Source organism: Longispora albida DSM 44784 (assembly GCF_000379825.1).
GTDB classification, from domain to species: Bacteria; Actinomycetota; Actinomycetes; order Mycobacteriales; family Micromonosporaceae; genus Longispora; species Longispora albida.
The window spans coordinates 722,885-737,496 of sequence record NZ_KB903825.1 but is presented as its reverse complement, the minus strand read 5'-3'; the positions used below and the strand labels follow the sequence as shown (position 1 = coordinate 737,496).

At 70.9% G+C, this 14,612-nt stretch carries 15 protein-coding genes; 6 read left to right on the top strand and 9 right to left on the bottom strand.

The genetic code is table 11. The annotated features are described in order from the left end of the window. The first annotated feature begins 3 nt into the window (after window positions 1-3). The 3 genes from A3G1_RS0117210 to A3G1_RS0117200 are packed head-to-tail and all read left to right on the top strand — an operon-like array spanning window position 4 to window position 1,522. On the top strand, window positions 4-621 hold the full coding sequence (locus A3G1_RS0117210; protein ID WP_051110550.1) for an acVLRF1 family peptidyl-tRNA hydrolase: 618 nt from the start codon (window positions 4-6) through the stop codon (window positions 619-621). Next, window positions 621-1,154 carry a GNAT family N-acetyltransferase gene (locus A3G1_RS35335; protein ID WP_018350720.1) on the top strand — a complete coding sequence of 178 codons (534 nt, stop codon included), beginning with the start codon at window positions 621-623 and terminating at the stop codon, window positions 1,152-1,154. The genes A3G1_RS0117210 and A3G1_RS35335 overlap by 1 nt, the downstream gene beginning before the upstream one ends. A gap of 8 nt (window positions 1,155-1,162) precedes the next feature. Beyond that, window positions 1,163-1,522, top strand: coding sequence for a DUF2784 domain-containing protein (locus A3G1_RS0117200; protein WP_018350719.1), 360 nt, complete (start codon window positions 1,163-1,165; stop codon window positions 1,520-1,522). On the opposite strand, the gene A3G1_RS0117195 is transcribed toward A3G1_RS0117200, so the two are convergent. The 4 genes from A3G1_RS0117195 to abc-f are packed head-to-tail and all read right to left on the bottom strand — an operon-like array spanning window position 1,519 to window position 5,570. Beyond that, window positions 1,519-2,106: a putative glycolipid-binding domain-containing protein gene (locus tag A3G1_RS0117195; protein WP_018350718.1), complete on the bottom strand. Its 588-nt coding sequence runs from the start codon at window positions 2,104-2,106 to the stop codon at window positions 1,519-1,521. The genes A3G1_RS0117200 and A3G1_RS0117195 overlap by 4 nt on opposite strands. A gap of 18 nt (window positions 2,107-2,124) precedes the next feature. Further along, window positions 2,125-3,402 (bottom strand): MFS transporter, encoded by a 1,278-nt coding sequence (locus tag A3G1_RS35330; protein ID WP_018350717.1) that lies wholly within the window; start codon window positions 3,400-3,402, stop codon window positions 2,125-2,127. Then, entirely contained in the window at window positions 3,399-3,926 is a 528-nt protein-coding gene (locus tag A3G1_RS0117185) for a MarR family transcriptional regulator (RefSeq protein ID WP_018350716.1), read from the bottom strand. Before A3G1_RS0117185 ends, A3G1_RS35330 begins: the two co-directional genes overlap by 4 nt. A 33-nt stretch (window positions 3,927-3,959) precedes the next feature. Further along, entirely contained in the window at window positions 3,960-5,570 is a 1,611-nt protein-coding gene (abc-f, locus tag A3G1_RS0117180) for a ribosomal protection-like ABC-F family protein (RefSeq protein WP_018350715.1), read from the bottom strand. A 513-nt stretch (window positions 5,571-6,083) separates the two neighbouring features. Between abc-f and A3G1_RS0117175 the strand changes: the two genes are divergently transcribed. Next, window positions 6,084-6,920 carry an alpha/beta fold hydrolase gene (locus A3G1_RS0117175; RefSeq protein WP_040478441.1) on the top strand — a complete coding sequence of 279 codons (837 nt, stop codon included), beginning with the start codon at window positions 6,084-6,086 and terminating at the stop codon, window positions 6,918-6,920. 119 nt (window positions 6,921-7,039) lie between these two features. After that, complete coding sequence (locus A3G1_RS0117170; RefSeq protein ID WP_051110549.1) at window positions 7,040-8,929, top strand: glycoside hydrolase family 5 protein; 1,890 nt, start codon at window positions 7,040-7,042, stop codon at window positions 8,927-8,929. Window positions 8,930-8,961: 32 nt separating this feature from the next. On the opposite strand, the gene A3G1_RS0117165 is transcribed toward A3G1_RS0117170, so the two are convergent. The 5 genes from A3G1_RS0117165 to ypfJ form a co-directional block, all read right to left on the bottom strand. Continuing rightward, window positions 8,962-9,612, bottom strand: coding sequence for a hypothetical protein (locus tag A3G1_RS0117165; RefSeq protein WP_157641184.1), 651 nt, complete (start codon window positions 9,610-9,612; stop codon window positions 8,962-8,964). 22 nt (window positions 9,613-9,634) lie between these two features. Next, window positions 9,635-9,931 (bottom strand): hypothetical protein, encoded by a 297-nt coding sequence (locus A3G1_RS0117160; protein ID WP_018350711.1) that lies wholly within the window; start codon window positions 9,929-9,931, stop codon window positions 9,635-9,637. 114 nt (window positions 9,932-10,045) lie between these two features. After that, window positions 10,046-10,768, bottom strand: a complete 723-nt coding sequence (locus A3G1_RS0117155) for a hypothetical protein (RefSeq protein WP_018350710.1) — start codon at window positions 10,766-10,768, stop codon at window positions 10,046-10,048. 70 nt (window positions 10,769-10,838) lie between these two features. Beyond that, window positions 10,839-11,603 (bottom strand): helix-turn-helix transcriptional regulator, encoded by a 765-nt coding sequence (locus A3G1_RS38665; RefSeq protein ID WP_018350709.1) that lies wholly within the window; start codon window positions 11,601-11,603, stop codon window positions 10,839-10,841. Between the two features lie 41 nt (window positions 11,604-11,644). Continuing rightward, entirely contained in the window at window positions 11,645-12,649 is a 1,005-nt protein-coding gene (ypfJ, locus tag A3G1_RS0117145; protein ID WP_018350708.1) for a KPN_02809 family neutral zinc metallopeptidase, read from the bottom strand. 295 nt (window positions 12,650-12,944) lie between these two features. Between ypfJ and A3G1_RS0117140 the strand changes: the two genes are divergently transcribed. Then, window positions 12,945-14,564 carry an ABC-F family ATP-binding cassette domain-containing protein gene (locus A3G1_RS0117140; protein ID WP_026212225.1) on the top strand — a complete coding sequence of 540 codons (1,620 nt, stop codon included), beginning with the start codon at window positions 12,945-12,947 and terminating at the stop codon, window positions 14,562-14,564. The last annotated feature ends 48 nt before the right edge of the window (window positions 14,565-14,612 follow it).

The following is a 14,612-nucleotide window of genomic DNA, read 5'->3' as shown; positions in this document are numbered from 1 at the left end:
AGAATGAGCAAACCAGCGGCGGGCGGCGGGCGATGGGTGGAGGTACCCCCGGAGCGGCTGGCCCGCTGGCTGACCGGCTTCGCCGAACGGCACGGCGGCGCGCAGCCGCACGGCGCGACCCTGACCGGCGGTGACGGCGAGACGGCCGAGTTCCACCTGCTGGACGGCGAGGTGGCCGTGGACACGCTGCCGGCGGCGGCCGAGGCCGACCGGCGGATCGGGCTGCTGCTCGTCCGGCGGGGCGGGTTCGCGGTCGGGGTCGCGGCTGGCACCAAGCTGGTCGCGAGCAAGGTGGACACGAAGTACGTGCAGAGCAGGACGGCGGCGGGTGGCTGGTCGCAGCAGCGTTTCGCCCGGCGGCGCGACAACCAGACGAGGCAGATCTGGGACGCGGCGGCCGACGTGGCTGCCAGGCTGCTGCTCCCGGCCGGGATCGAGACCCTGGTCTGCGGCGGCGACCGGCGCGCGGTGGACGAGATCCTCACCGATGCCCGGCTGGCCCCGGTCGCGAGGCTGCGCGCCCAGCGGTTCCTCGACGTCGCCGATCCCCGGCTGGCCGTGCTGGAGGCCGCGATCGGGCAGGCCAGAGCGGTCCGCATCCTCCTGAGAGGACCATCCTGATGAGACTGACCGGCGACCGCGTACTGCTCAGGGAGCACGAGCTCAGCGACGCCCAGGCCTGGCACGAGGTGGCCGGCGATCCGGAGGTGACCGAGTACCTGCCGTGGCGGACCGAGTCGGCCGAGCATGCCGCCGGGTGGATGGAGAAGTTCGCCCGCGCCGCAGCCGAGCCGGACCGCCGGGGCTACTACCTGGCGATCGAGACGGACGGCGTGATGATCGGTGCGGTGGCGCTCGACCGTGAACGTGGCGATCACGGCCAGGGCGAGATCGGCTACTACCTTCGCCGGTCGGCGTGGGGGCAGGGTTACGGCACCGAGGTCGCCGGCCTGCTGCTCCGGCTCGGCTTCGAGGAACTGGGCCTGCACCGGGTCTTCGCGAAGGCCGACCCGGAGAACGCCGGTTCCCGCCGCATCCTCACCAAGATCGGGATGCGGGAGGAGGGGCTGATCCGGCACCGGTACCTGATCCGCGGCGAATGGCGTGACCGAGTGCTCTACTCCATCCTCGAAGACGAGTGGCGACAGCGCTAGGACGTGTCATGGGATACCGCCTGCTCGCCGACGCCGCGATGGTCACGCACTTCGCGTTCCTCGTGTACCTGGTGACCGGCGGCTTCCTGGCCTGGCGCTGGCGGTGGACGATCGTCCCGCACGCCGCGATGGTGCTCTGGGGCGTCCTCATCGTCACCGGGCTGGTCGACTGCCCGCTGACCTGGGTCGAGAACTGGGCGCGGGAGCGGGCGGGCAGGCCGGGGCTCCCGTCGGCGGGCTTCATCGACCACTACATCGAGGGCGTGATCTACCCGGGCGAGCACACGCAGCAGGTCCGGCTGGTGGCGGCGGTGGTGGTGCTGGCCTCCTGGGCCGGCTACGTCATCCGCGGCCGCGGCCGTGCCTAGGAACCGGTTTCGGCCAGGCCCGGATAGTGCCGGACGAAGCCCTGCTCGTCGACCGTCAGCTCCGCGCTGAACGACCCGCTCGCGTACCGCACCCGGCCGCCGCCGAGCGCCGTGTACGACTGTTTGCTCGGGATGACCTGCAGCGAGGGCAGCATCACCCAGGCCGCGAGGATCTCGTGTCGCGTACCCGGCTCGGCCAGCCCCAGGCGGCGGATCGGCAGGGTGTTGGTGAGCGGCGAGGCGAACAGGTCCACGTCCACCGCGTCGTCGAGCCGCCCCGGCTCCTCGATGCCGGGCAGCTCGGCGGCCAGCGTGCCGCGCTGCTCGGTCGTGACCCGCCACGAGCCGTGTTCGCGTTCGAGCCGGACCTGCCTGGCCCACCCGGCGCCCTCGGCCCGCACCAGGAACGACGTCGTACGCCATTCTGGATCGGTCGCCAGCTCGTACCGGCACGTGCACGGCACCCGCTCGGCGGCGACGATCGTGCCCTCGGCCCGCAGGCCTGACCGGTCGTCGAAGAACACCTGCTCGGCTCCGGCCACGTCGATCCGCTGCCAGAGCCGCGACTGGGGGAGAAGCGCCATGTTCCGACCCTAGCGGTCCTACGGCAGTTTCTTCCCCGTACCCGCGAGCACGTCGCCGGCGGATTCCGCACGCTCCACCCTGTACCGGCCCAGCTGCGGCACCAGCACCGCGATCAGCCCGGCTCCCGCCACGCACGCCACCCCGCCGATCACGAGCGCGGCCCCCGCCGACGTGCCGGCGGCGAGCAGCCCGGCCCTCACACCGCCCACCTGCGGCCCGGCCGCGCCGACCACGAACTCCAGTGAGGCGACCCGCCCGCGATGGCTGTCCGGAGTGGACCCTTGCACGACGGCCCCGCGCGAGACGACAGCCCACGTATCGGCAGCCCCCGCCACGGCGATCAGCCCGAGAACGACAGCCAGCTCATGGCTCACCCCGACCCCGGCGAGGGCCACGCCCCACACCGCCACGCAGGCCAGCAGTACCCGCCCGGGCGGCCACATCCGCGTCACGGCACCCGAGAACACGGAGGCGAGTACCCCGCCGGCCGCCAGCGCCGCAGTCAGCAGCCCGAGTACCTGAGGCGAGCCGCCGAACCGTTCCTCGTTGATGACGGGGAACAACGCGACGGGCATGGCGAGCACCGTCGCGGCCAGGTCCGCGAGGAAGGCACCCCGTGCCGCTGGCGTGCGACCCACGAACCGGATCCCTTCCACCGCCGCGCGAACCCCAGGCCGCGATCCAGCGACCCCGCCGTCCGCCCTGGGCAAAGACCGGAGCCCCGCCAAAGCCGCCAAGAACGACACCACATCCACAGCGAAGCAGGCACCCGTACCCCAAGCGGCCGTCACGGCCCCGGCCGCCACCAGCCCGAGCAGCAGGGCGAACTGGAACGACACATGGTTGAGGGCGAGCCCGGCAGGCAGGTACCCAGCGGGCAGCATCCCGGCCACCAGTGCGCGCCGGGCGGGCGCGTTCACGGCGGACAACGCCGATCCGGCCCCGGCCAGCGCCAGCATCGCCCAGACCCTGGGCTGCTCCTGGAACGCGACGACTGCCATCAGCAGGCTGACTGCGAGCTGCCCCCACGTGGCCCCCACGACGAGCCGCCGCCGGTCGACGTGGTCGGCGAACGCGCTTCCCAGCAACGCGAAGGCGATCAGCGGCACGGCGGTGCACAGCCCGGCCAGCCCGAGCATCGCCGGGCTGCGCGTGTGCTCCCACACGTAGAACGTGACAGCGAACGCGCTGAGCTGACTGCCGAACCCCGACGCGACCCCGCCCAGCCACAACCGCCGGAACGCCGCGAACTCCCGTAACGGCCGGACATCCACCAGCACCCGGCGCTGGCTCACAGCTCGCCCCGCAGCGCCCGTTCCAGGTTAGCCTTCAGCCGGTCCTTGAACGGACGTGCGGCGAACGCGGCCCGCACGTCCGCGACCACCTGCCCCACGCCATACGGCAGCTCAGCCTCAAGCTCCCTCAGGCTGGCCTCGGTCGCGAGCCATTCGGCCTCCACGAACGACACGAGTTCGTGCCCTCGCTGGCTGAGCCGGACCTGCCGGGTCCGCCCGTCGCGCCCGCCGGAGCCGTCTCCGGGACCCGCGTCCTCCACCAGCTCCGACTTCCGCATCGCGGCCACGGTCTGGCTCATCGCCGAGTGCGTGACCTCGGCCCGTGTCGCGAGTTCCTGGACGGACATGACCTCGTGCCGGGCGAGCGCGATCAGCGGACCGGCGAAACGAGGACGCAGGCCGGTGATGCCCGCGTCCTCGTAGAGCCCGGCGATGTCGTCGTCCATCGCCTCCATCAGCAGCCGCAGCGGCCGCCACTGGCTGCTGTCCAGAGCTTCTTCCCTGCTGTTCGCGCCCTCCGTCATGGCGCAACTGTAACAGCACTTATATAAGCCCTGTTACTTTTCGCTCACCAGCCCGTCCCGCACCTCCAGCACCCGCCAGGTCCCGGCGAACCGCTCCCGCAGCTGCCGGTCATGACTGACCACCACCACCGCGCCCGCGTACCCAGCCAGCGCGTCCTCCAGCTCGTGCACGAGACCGGGGGCGAGGTGGTTCGTCGGCTCGTCCAGCAGCAGGAGGCCAGCGGGCTCTGTCACCAGCCGGGCGAGGTCGATCCGCCGCCGCTGCCCCGCCGACAGCTCGTCCACCGGACGGCACACGTCCTCGGGGCGGAAAAGCCCCAGACCCGCGAACATTTCCGTGTACTCCTCCGGCAGGCCGCCCCGCCCAGCGGCGAACGCCTCCAGCGCGCTCATCCGCCCGGCCGCGACGGTCTCCTGCCGCAGGTACCCGGTGCGCGCCGCCCGCCGTACGGTCCCCGAGTCCGGGGTCACGACGCCGGCCAGCAGGTCGAGCAGTGTGCTCTTCCCGGCGCCGTTCGGCCCCGTGACCAGCACCCGCTCGCCGGGCCGGATCGCCAGGTGCCCGACCCTGAGCCGGCCACCACCAACGTCCACATTGCTCAGTTCGGCGACAGCGCTCGTACCCTCCGCTCCTGTCGTCAACTCCACCTCGAACCGCAACGGCTCCGGTGGCTCCGGTACGGGCTCGGTCCGCAGGCGGTGGAGCCGTTCCCGGGCGCTCCGGATCCGGCTCATCGCCCCGTGCGCCCGCGACCGGGCCCGGAACGCGCCGGCCCCGCTGAACGCTGCCGGTGCCTTCCTCGGGATGGCGGCCAGCCGGACGGCGTTGGCCCCGGCCAGTACCTCCTGCCGGGCGATGTCGGCCCGCCAGCCGGCGTACTCCTGCTCCCACCGGGCCCGCTCGGCTGCCTTCGCCGTCAGGTACCCGGCGTAGCCGTTCCCGTAGCGGCGGACCGATCGCGTGTCCTGGTCGACCTCCACGATCACGTCCGTCACCCGGTCGAGGAACTTCCGGTCGTGGCTGACCACGACCACGGTGCCCCGGTGCCGGACCAGCCGGTCCTCCAGCCAGGCCACCGCCTCGTCGTCGAGGTCGTTGGTCGGCTCGTCGAGCAGGAGTACCTCCGGCGACGAGGCGAGCGTGGCCGCGAGGGCCAGCCGGGACCGCTCGCCGCCGGACAAGGTGCCCAGCGCCCGCCCCCGGTCCAGGCCGGCCTGGCCCAGCCCGTGCAGTGCGATGTCGACCCGAGTGCCGGCCTCGTACCCGCCCCTGGCCTCGAACCTGGCCGTCAGCTCCGCGTACGCCGCCAGTACTGCACCGTCCCCGCCAGCCGCCAGCTCGGCCTCCAGCTCCCGGAGCTGGCGCTCCAGCACGTGAAGGTCCCCGAGCGCCAGGTCGATGGCGTCACCGACCGTGGCTTCGGGCGGCAGGCCGGGAGTCTGGGCCAGGTACCCGACGCCGCCCGGCGCGCGCACCACGACGGAACCGTTGTCGGGCTGCTCGGCACCGGCCAGGAGCCGCAGCACGGTGGACTTCCCCGAGCCGTTGTCGCCGATGATGCCCGCGCGCTCGCCCGGCTTGACGCTCAGGCTGACGCGGTCGAGGACGAGCCGGTCGGTGAATCGTTTCGTCACGCCGGACATGACGAGCTGGGTACCAGCGGAGTTTTGTGCACTGGTACCAGAAAAGATTGAAGTGAGTGAATCTGATTGCGCGGTGAGCAAGACAGCCTCCTGGCCCCGGCAAACGCACTGTCCCGCAGGAAAGCCGCACGCTCGCACCGGCCTGACGTGTGGAAACGCGCATGTCAGGCCGGGCGGCGGCAGCGCAGGCACGCAGCAGGGAAAACGAAGAAAAGAAAAGCGGAATGTGTGAGCGATGAACGGCTCAGAAAGGAGGTGGGGCGGAATGGTCACGCCCGGGGCCGGTGCCGTAATGGCCGGGCCGGGGCTGTCAGGAGAAGAAGTAACCCATGCGCAGAACCCTAACGAGAGTTTCCACGGCCCGCCATGCGTCCTGGCTCACAGCGGCACACAGTGGACGGTTGGCCAGGTATGGCAAATACTGCTGCCGCCCGGCCGGGCCCGTGCCGGGCGGCTGTCTGCCCTCAGCACAATTCCTTGGCTGGCCCCGGTGCCCGGGCTAGCTTCGCAGCCATGCGTCAAGTGATCACTTCAGACGGCCGGATCCTCGCGGTGGAGGAATGGGGCGACCCCGGCGGCACCCCGGTGCTGTACCTGCACGGCACGCCGATGAGCCGCCTGGCCCGGCACCCCGACCCTGACCTGTTCACCAGCCTCGGCGTCCGGCTCGTCACGTACGACCGGCCCGGCTTCGGCCAGTCCTCGCCCCGGCCCGGCCGCGTCGTGGCCGGCGCGGCAGGCGACGCGATCGCCATCGCCGACGCTCTCGGCCTCGGGAGGTTCGGAGTCCTCGGCGTGTCCGGCGGGGGCCCGCACGCCCTGGCCGTCGCCGCCCAGCATCCCGGCCGGGTGTCCACAGTGGCCGTCCTGGCCTGCCTGGCGCCCCGTGACGCCGCCGATCTGGACTGGACGGCAGACATGATGCCCGGCAACCAGGACAGCGCCGCAGCGGCGATCCTGGGCCGTGCCGCCGTCGAGGAACACCTGACCCGCGTCGGCTCATCGGCCCCGCCCCCGCTCCCGGAGATCGAGCGCGCCGTGCTCGCCCGGCCCGGGTACGGGGAGATGATCGGTGCTGCCTTCGCCGAGGCGATGCGGCCGGGGCTCGGCGGCTGGGTCGACGACGTCCTCGCGCTGTACGGGCTGCCGTGGGGCTTCGACCCGGCGGCCATCACCCGTCCCGTGCGGCTCTGGCACGGCGAACTGGACACCCTCGTACCGCCGGCGCACAGCTCCTGGCTCGCGGCCCGGATCCCGGCCGCGCACCTGACCAGGCAGCCCGGCGCCGGGCACGCCGGCCACTTCGACGCCACACCCGCCATGCTCGCCTGGCTGGCCGCCGGCCACTGAGGACCGGCTGACTCAGGGCTGGCACTGCCGAGTGTTCAGCCACAGCTAGCCACACATTCATGAAAGTGATTCACTTCTCTGCGAGAACGTCAGTGAGAACGTCTCTCCTGGGAGTACGCATGCGAAGAATCACGCGGATCACGCGACCTGTGGCGGCACTGGCACTGCTCGCCGCCCTCCTGACCCCCGTCACCACCACAGCCCGCGCCAGCGAGCCCGAACCGGGGCTCGCTGGCTCGTGGACCGGCCCGCTGAGCACCCGTGGCCGCTACGTCGTCGACGCCACCGGCAACCGCTTCAAGCTCAAGTCCGGGAACTGGGAGGGTGCCCAGGGCACCTGGACCGGCAGCGGCGACATCGGCGACCCGGCGAACCACGCCCACGGCATCCCCTCGTACAACATGCCGCTGGGCCTCGACCGGGTACCGATGAGCCGCATCCTGGCCGACTTCCACGGCCTCGGGATCAACAGTGTCCGGCTGCCGTTCTCGAACGCGATGCTGCACGACACCACACCCGTCCCGGACTTCGCGGTGGCCGCCAACCCCGGCCTGCGGGGCAAGACCCCGTTGCAGGTCTTCGACGTCGTGGTCGGCGCGCTGACCGCCGAAGGGTTCGCCGTCATCCTCAACAACCACACGACCACCGCGCGCTGGTGCTGTGGCCTCGACGGCAACGAACGCTGGAACAGCGGCCAGAGCACCGAGCAGTGGATCGCCGACTGGGTGTTCCTCGCCCAGCGCTACGCGGCCAACAAGCGCGTCGCAGGGGCCGACCTGCGCAACGAGGTACGCCGCGACACCTGGGACGACCCGAACTGGGGCTGGGGCAACCAGCACGACCTGAACCTCGCCCACCAGCAGGCAGGCCTGGCGATCCAGCGCGCAGTCCCCGACCTCCTGATCATCATGGAGGGCATCAACTGGTACGGCATCCCGGCGGCGATCTTCCCCCACGGCCGCCCGCAGCTCAAGCCGGCCGGCAGCCTCTCCAACACCCTGCCCCGCACGGACAAGCTCGTCTACTCCGCCCACTTCTACGGCTTCACCGGCCCGGCCAACACGGGAGCCGACAGCGGGCTCGGCGCGACCTCCGACCCCAGGTACCGCGACTTCAGCGCCGCCGAGCTGGCCCGCGTCGTCCGCGAGGAAGCACTCTTCGTCACCACCGCCGGGCAGCACCACACGGCACCGGTCTGGGTCAGCGAGTTCGGTACCGGCGGCATCGGCTCGGCCGACGCGAAGGAACGCGCCTGGTGGAGCACCTTCGCCGACATCCTGATCGCCAACGACACCGACTTCGCCGTGTGGCCACTGGTCGGCTGGGCGCGCGACGGGTCGCCGGTGGACAACTGGGCGCTCCTGTCGTACGACACCAACGGCACCGCCGTCACCATCGACGACCCGCGTGACTGGCGCTCGGCCGCCTGGCGCAGGCTGACCGGCGCGCCGTCGGCCACCGGCCCGGTCGCCAAGCCGTCCCGCTGGAACATGCTCAACCTCGACTACGCCGACTACAACGCCTCCGCGCGCACCACCGACTGGGACTCCGGCGCGCGCAAGGGCACCTGCCCAGACTCACAGCGCCTGATGGGCCTGGGCCGCAGCGACAGCCGTGGACTGTGCACGGATCACCGGCAGCCAGAACTGACCGGAGTGTCCACAGTGGTCACCGACGAACGATTCGTCACCTCCGACTGGGCCTCCGGCTACAACAAGCTCCAGTGCCCGGCCGGCCACATCGCCGTCGGCTACTCCGTCCGCAGCAACGCGATGTCCGCCCTGCTCTGCGCGCAGACCCGCACCGCCCAGCCCCTCACCGGCCGTAACGTCTGGTTCGACCACGGCGACAACCGCCCGGCCGGCGGCGGCTCGACGGCGAGCGACTGGGCACCCGGCTACTACAAGGGACAGTGCGCCGACAACGAGTACATCGCCGGCGTCGCCTACACCTGGCGCTGGAACCACGGCGGCGTCCCCGACACCCTCCTCTGCCGCCCCCTCGCATAGCCGCCCGGAGGTGAGGGGCTGGCCTCAGCCCCTCACCCCAACGGGTCGCGCCCATCCAGCGCCCACGTCCTCACCACAGACTCCCCGCCCGCCCAGATCGCATTCCACGTGCTGCACACATGGATCAGGACCTCACGATCGAAAAACCATTCCGAGGTGTACCCGGAAGCGGCGTCGATCCGTGTGAACCTCGGCTCGGAGATCACTGTGCTGGAGTCAGCCGTGGGCAGCACAGCCCTCGGCAACCCCGCACGCCACGCAAGCAGCGCATCGCAGTTGAGCAGGTGATCCAGCGACGGAAAAGCCGCGACCTCCTGATCCTCCCAGCCGACCAGCACAGTGCCGTCCGGCCGCAACGCAGCCCCGGCACAGCTCGCCGTGGTGGGGTGAACCGCGTACAGGAACTCGACCGCCGTGTCACCCGGATCAGGTTCGAGCACCGGCTGGAAGAACACGTCCTCACTGAAGAAAGCACTCTGATAGGCAAGCCCCGAGTACCTCTCCTGAATCCTCCGCAAGTTCGTGACAACACCTGGATCCGCCTCACCGAACACTACGGCGAGCCTGGCCAGGCAGGTCGCGTCATCCGGCCCGAGATCGACAACGACGTGCCGGCCGGCCGCCGCCAGAAACCGCTGCGTCACCGGCAGCAGCGAACCAGGCTGATCCAGAACATGAGGCACCCGCCCATTCTGCCGTCCCGGCCTACTTCCAGCTGAAGGTGCAACTCGACGCGATGGCCCCGCACGCCTCGGCACTGAGTTCCGGATGGCTCACCCGCAACGACTCCCGGACCTTCGCGCCGACCTCGGCCAGGTCACCGGGCTCGCCGAAGAAGTGCGCGACCTCCCCGAACAACCCATCGATCCGCACCAGCAACCCGGCGGCCCGCTCACCGAACAGCCCGCGAACCGCGTCAGCGTCCCGCCCCGGCCAGCTCCTGTGCCCGCCCGCACCCCAGACGTAAACCACCACAGCCCGGCTCAGCACCTCATCCACCATGCCCCGATGCTCCCAGCCTTCCTGCGGGCAACGGGCCCGAGCGCGTTGCCGAACGTGTTGCACTGCTTCGGGCCGCCGGTCCAGCCTGCCGCCATGCACGGCCTGCGACGTTCCTCAGCCGGACACGCCGAGGAAGAATGCCACCGGGATCAGCCCGATAGTGAGCGCCACCGCCCACCACCGGGGCGAGGGACCGTTCTTCAATGTCGTGACGCCCAGCGGTACGAGGGCCACCGAGAGGCCGAGGATCGCGACCAGCGAGATGGGGTCGCTGCTGCCCTTGAGGACCCCGAGTGGCAGGCCGGCGGCGAGGGCCAGCCCGGCGCACCGGGCGATGCCCAGTGCCCCGGCTCCCAGGGCCCGGGCCCGGAACGCGCCGATCGCGAGCACCACCCAGCCGGCCATGATGAAGACGTTGACGGCCTTGAACACGTGGAACGCGCCGTAGGTGGACTCGACGGCCCGGGTCGCCGCCTCGACCCCGATCGCGTCAACCAGCTGGAACGCCAGGTGGCTGACGCCCGCGTGGAAGACCCGGCCGAACAGGCCGAACACCACCAGCACGGTGCCCCAGCGGGCCCAGCCGGGGAAGCGGAGCCCGATCCGGCGGGCCACAGCCGTGACGGCGGGCCAGAGCAGGACGGTGCCCGCCGCGAACAGGCTGTAGGACAGCACCATCTGGCCGGGCTGCCTGGCGTAGGCGGCCAGCTGTGCCGGGAAGAAGTCGCCTTCCTCGATCCTGGCCAGCACGCCCGCGAGGAGGAGCACCGGGCCGAGGATCAGTCCGGCGCCCTCGATCCAGCGGCCGGGCAGTGTGGTGGTCTCGTTTTTGATCATGTGACCATTGCATCCGTACCGTCGGTCGGCCGCACTGGTGCTGGAGCGAGAACCGAAGGTAGACCTGGCACTACCCGCCGCTGGCGCGCAGGTAGACGAGGACCGCCCGCACCCGGCGATGGGAGTCCTCCGTGGACGGCAGATCGAGCTTGGTGAAGATGCTGGCCATGTGCTTGGCGATCGCGGCCTCGGTGACGTGCAGGGTACGCGCCACGGCCCCGTTGGACTGACCGTCGGCGACCAGGGCCAGCACCTCGCGCTCCCGGGGCGACAGCCGGTGCAGTGGGTCGGCGGGTGCGTTGAGGTCCCGCGACGCCGCCCAGGTCCGCTCGAAGAGGTGGATGAGCGTGGCGAGCACGCCCGGCTGCCGGATGATGATCGCGCCGTCGGCATAGTCGGTGGGGTCGGATCGGACGAATGCCGTCGAGCGGTCGAACACCAGAACCTGCTGGACCGGTCCGTCGAAGACGCGGTGCCGGTCACCCGCCGCGTTGAGCCGCCGGGCCCGGGCTGCGGCGTCCGGGTCCCGCAGGATGTCCGCCTGCAGGATCGTGCGGAGCGTCGCGCCCCGGCGGAGGCTGGCGAGGGTGCTCAGCTGACTGCGCTGGCTATTCTGCGAGTTCGTCCCGCGGGGGGACTGCATCGCGAGGATCTCCTCTGCCACGGCGGTCATCCCGTCGATCCGCTCCCGGACGTCCGCGAGGTCCGTCAGCCGGTCGACCTCGCGCCGGGCGACCGGGAGCGAGGCCTGCACGGACGCGATCCGCCGCAGCTCCATCGTCACGACCTCCAGCTGACCGGCGAGGGTCGCGACTGACCCGAACGTCTCCGTCACGTTCCCATTCTCGCTCAGCTGATCTTGGGCGCGGAACCGGACTACAGCGCGTTACCGAACGTGTTGCACTGCTTCGGGTCGCCGGTGTCGTAGCCGCGGATGAACCACTCCTGGCGCTGGGCGCTGGAGCCGTGGGTCCAGGCCGCCTCGTTGATCGAGCCTGTCGCCTTCTTCTGGATCGAGTCGTCGCCGACAGCGCCGGCCGCCTGCACGGCCTGCTGGATGTCCTGCTGGGTCAGGGTCTTGAAGATGGGCTTGCCGCGCTGGTCGGTCGTCGCGGTCGCGGACTTCGCCCACACTCCGGCATAGCAGTCGGCCTGGAGTTCGAGCATCACGGAGTACTGGTTGGCGTTGCCGGGGTCGCGCTGCTGGGCCCGGCGCATCTGGGCTTCCGTGCCGAGCAGGTTCTGGACGTGGTGGCCGTACTCGTGGGCCAGCACGTACGCCTGGGCGAACTGGCCGGGTGCCCCGAACCTGCGGGCCAGCTCGTCGTAGAACGTCAGGTCGATGTAGACGGCGCTGTCACCGGGACAGTAGAACGGGCCGACGCCGGAGGAGGCCTGGCCGCACGCCGTCCGGACGGCACCGCTGAAGAAGTTGGTCGGGGCCGGCCGGTACGCCCGGCCGAAGTTCTGCTGGAGGCCCTGGCTCCAGTAGCTCTGGATCGAGTTGACGTAGTAGACGTTGCGGCAGTCGCGGTCGTTGAACCGGTCCGGGTTGCTGGTGGCGCATTTCTGCTGGATGTTGGTGTTGTCCACGGGCGCGCCAGCACCGGTGTCCGTGCCGGACTCCAGGAGGCCACCGAGGCCGCCGACCCCGCCGCCGACACCGAGGAAGCCGAGCAGGCACAGGACGAGCAGGCCGACCACGCCGCCGCCGAGCAGGCCGCCCTTGCCGCCCAGCATGCCGCCGACGTCGATCCCGCCCGGGCCGCCGCCAGTACCTCCGCCTGCCTGAGGGAACGGGAAGCCACCGCCGCCGCCCGGGGAACCCCTGAGGTCCTTGACCTGTGAGGTGTCGGCTTCGGCCTCTTCGTTGAACTCCACTGGCCACCGTCCGCGTCGTCCAGCCCGCCTGTGTGCGGCGGTGGCCGCGCGGCGAGATCCTCCCTGCTCAGCATCGCGCAAACTCAGCTCTTTGTCCCGTTTTGCGGGCAGCTGGCCCGGCCGCGTGGCCGGAAGGCCTCGGTGATGCCTGGTGACGCGGGGTGACGTAAAACCCATGTTGATCACGAATCGGGCCCCGGTAGACTCGCCAGCATGCCACTGCTCCTCGATTGACCCGGACGATGTCCGCTCTCGTCCCTGTCGTCATATTTTTCCGAGAAAGAGCCTGGCAACCATGATTTCCGTGACCGGCCTCGAGCTGCGCGCCGGCGCCCGCATCCTGCTGTCCGACACCACCCTCCGGGTCCAGCCCGGCGACCGGATCGGCCTCGTCGGCCGCAACGGGGCGGGCAAGACCACCACCCTGAAGGTCCTCGCTGGCGAGGGCCAGCCGTACACGGGCCAGGTCGACACCAAGGGCCCGATCGGGTACCTCCCGCAGGACCCCCGCACTGGCGACCCCGAGCAGCGGGCCCGCGACCGGGTGCTCTCCGCGCGCGGGCTCGACGTCATCATGGCCGACATGAAGGTCGTCGAGGCCCAGCTCGCCACGGACCACAGCGACAAGCTGGTCCGCAAGTACGGCAATCTGGAGGACCGGTTCGCCGCCCTCGGTGGCTACGCTGCCGAGGCGGAGGCCGCCCGGATCTGCTCCAACCTGGGCCTGCCCGACCGGGTACTCGCCCAGAACCTCGGCACCCTCTCCGGTGGTCAGCGCCGCCGGATCGAGCTGGCCCGGATCCTGTTCTCCGACGGAGCGGAGGGCGGCATCCTGCTGCTCGACGAGCCGACGAACCACCTCGACGCTGACTCGATCAACTGGCTGCGCGACTACCTCGCCGGGCACAAGAGCGGGCTGATCGTGATCAGTCACGACGCCTCGCTGCTCGAAGCTGTAGTCAACAAGGTCTGGTATCTGGACGCGAACCGTTCGGTCGTCGACCAGTACAGCCTGGGCTGGAAGGCCTATCTCACCCAGCGCGAGTCCGACGAGCGCCGCCGCAAGCGCGAGCGGGCCAACGCCGAGAAGAAGGCCGGCGCGCTGTTCGCCCAGGCGGACAAGATGCGGGCCAAGGCCACCAAGACCGTCGCCGCGCAGAACATGGCCAAGCGGGCCGAGAAGATGATCAGCGGGCTGGAGGAGGTCCGGGCCAGCGACAAGGTCGCCAAGGTCCGGTTCCCGGCTCCGGTGCCCTGCGGCAAGACCCCGCTGACGGCGAGCGGCCTGAGCAAGTCCTACGGTTCGCTGGAGATCTTCACCGACGTGGACGTGGCCGTCGACCGGGGCTCGCGGGTGGCCATCATCGGCCTGAACGGTGCTGGCAAGACGACGCTGCTGCGCATGCTCGGCGGCGTGATCGAGTCAGACACCGGCGAGGTGGTCGCGGGTCACGGCCTGCGGATCGGCTACTACGCCCAGGAGCACGAGACCCTGGACGTGTCCCGCACGGTTCTCGACCACATGCGCTCGGCGTCCTCGGCGATCGGCCCGCACGGCACTGGCCAGACGGACACCGAGCTGCGCAAGATCCTCGGCGCGTTCCTGTTCTCCGGCGACGACGTGGACAAGCCGGCCGGGGTGCTCTCCGGTGGCGAGAAGACCCGGCTGGCCCTGGCGGGCCTGGTCTGCTCCGGCGCGAACGTGCTGCTGCTCGACGAGCCGACCAACAACCTCGACCCGGCGAGCCGCGAGCAGGTGCTCGACGCGATCGCCAACTACCCGGGCGCGATAGTCCTGGTCACGCACGACCCGGGCGCGATCCTCGCCCTCAAGCCGGACCGGGCGATCCTGCTCCCGGACGGCGTGGAGGACGCCTGGTCCGACGACCTGCTCGAACTCGTCGAACTCGCGTAGCCAGAGTGATGATGGGACCCCTCATGTCGCTATAGCGACATGAGGGGT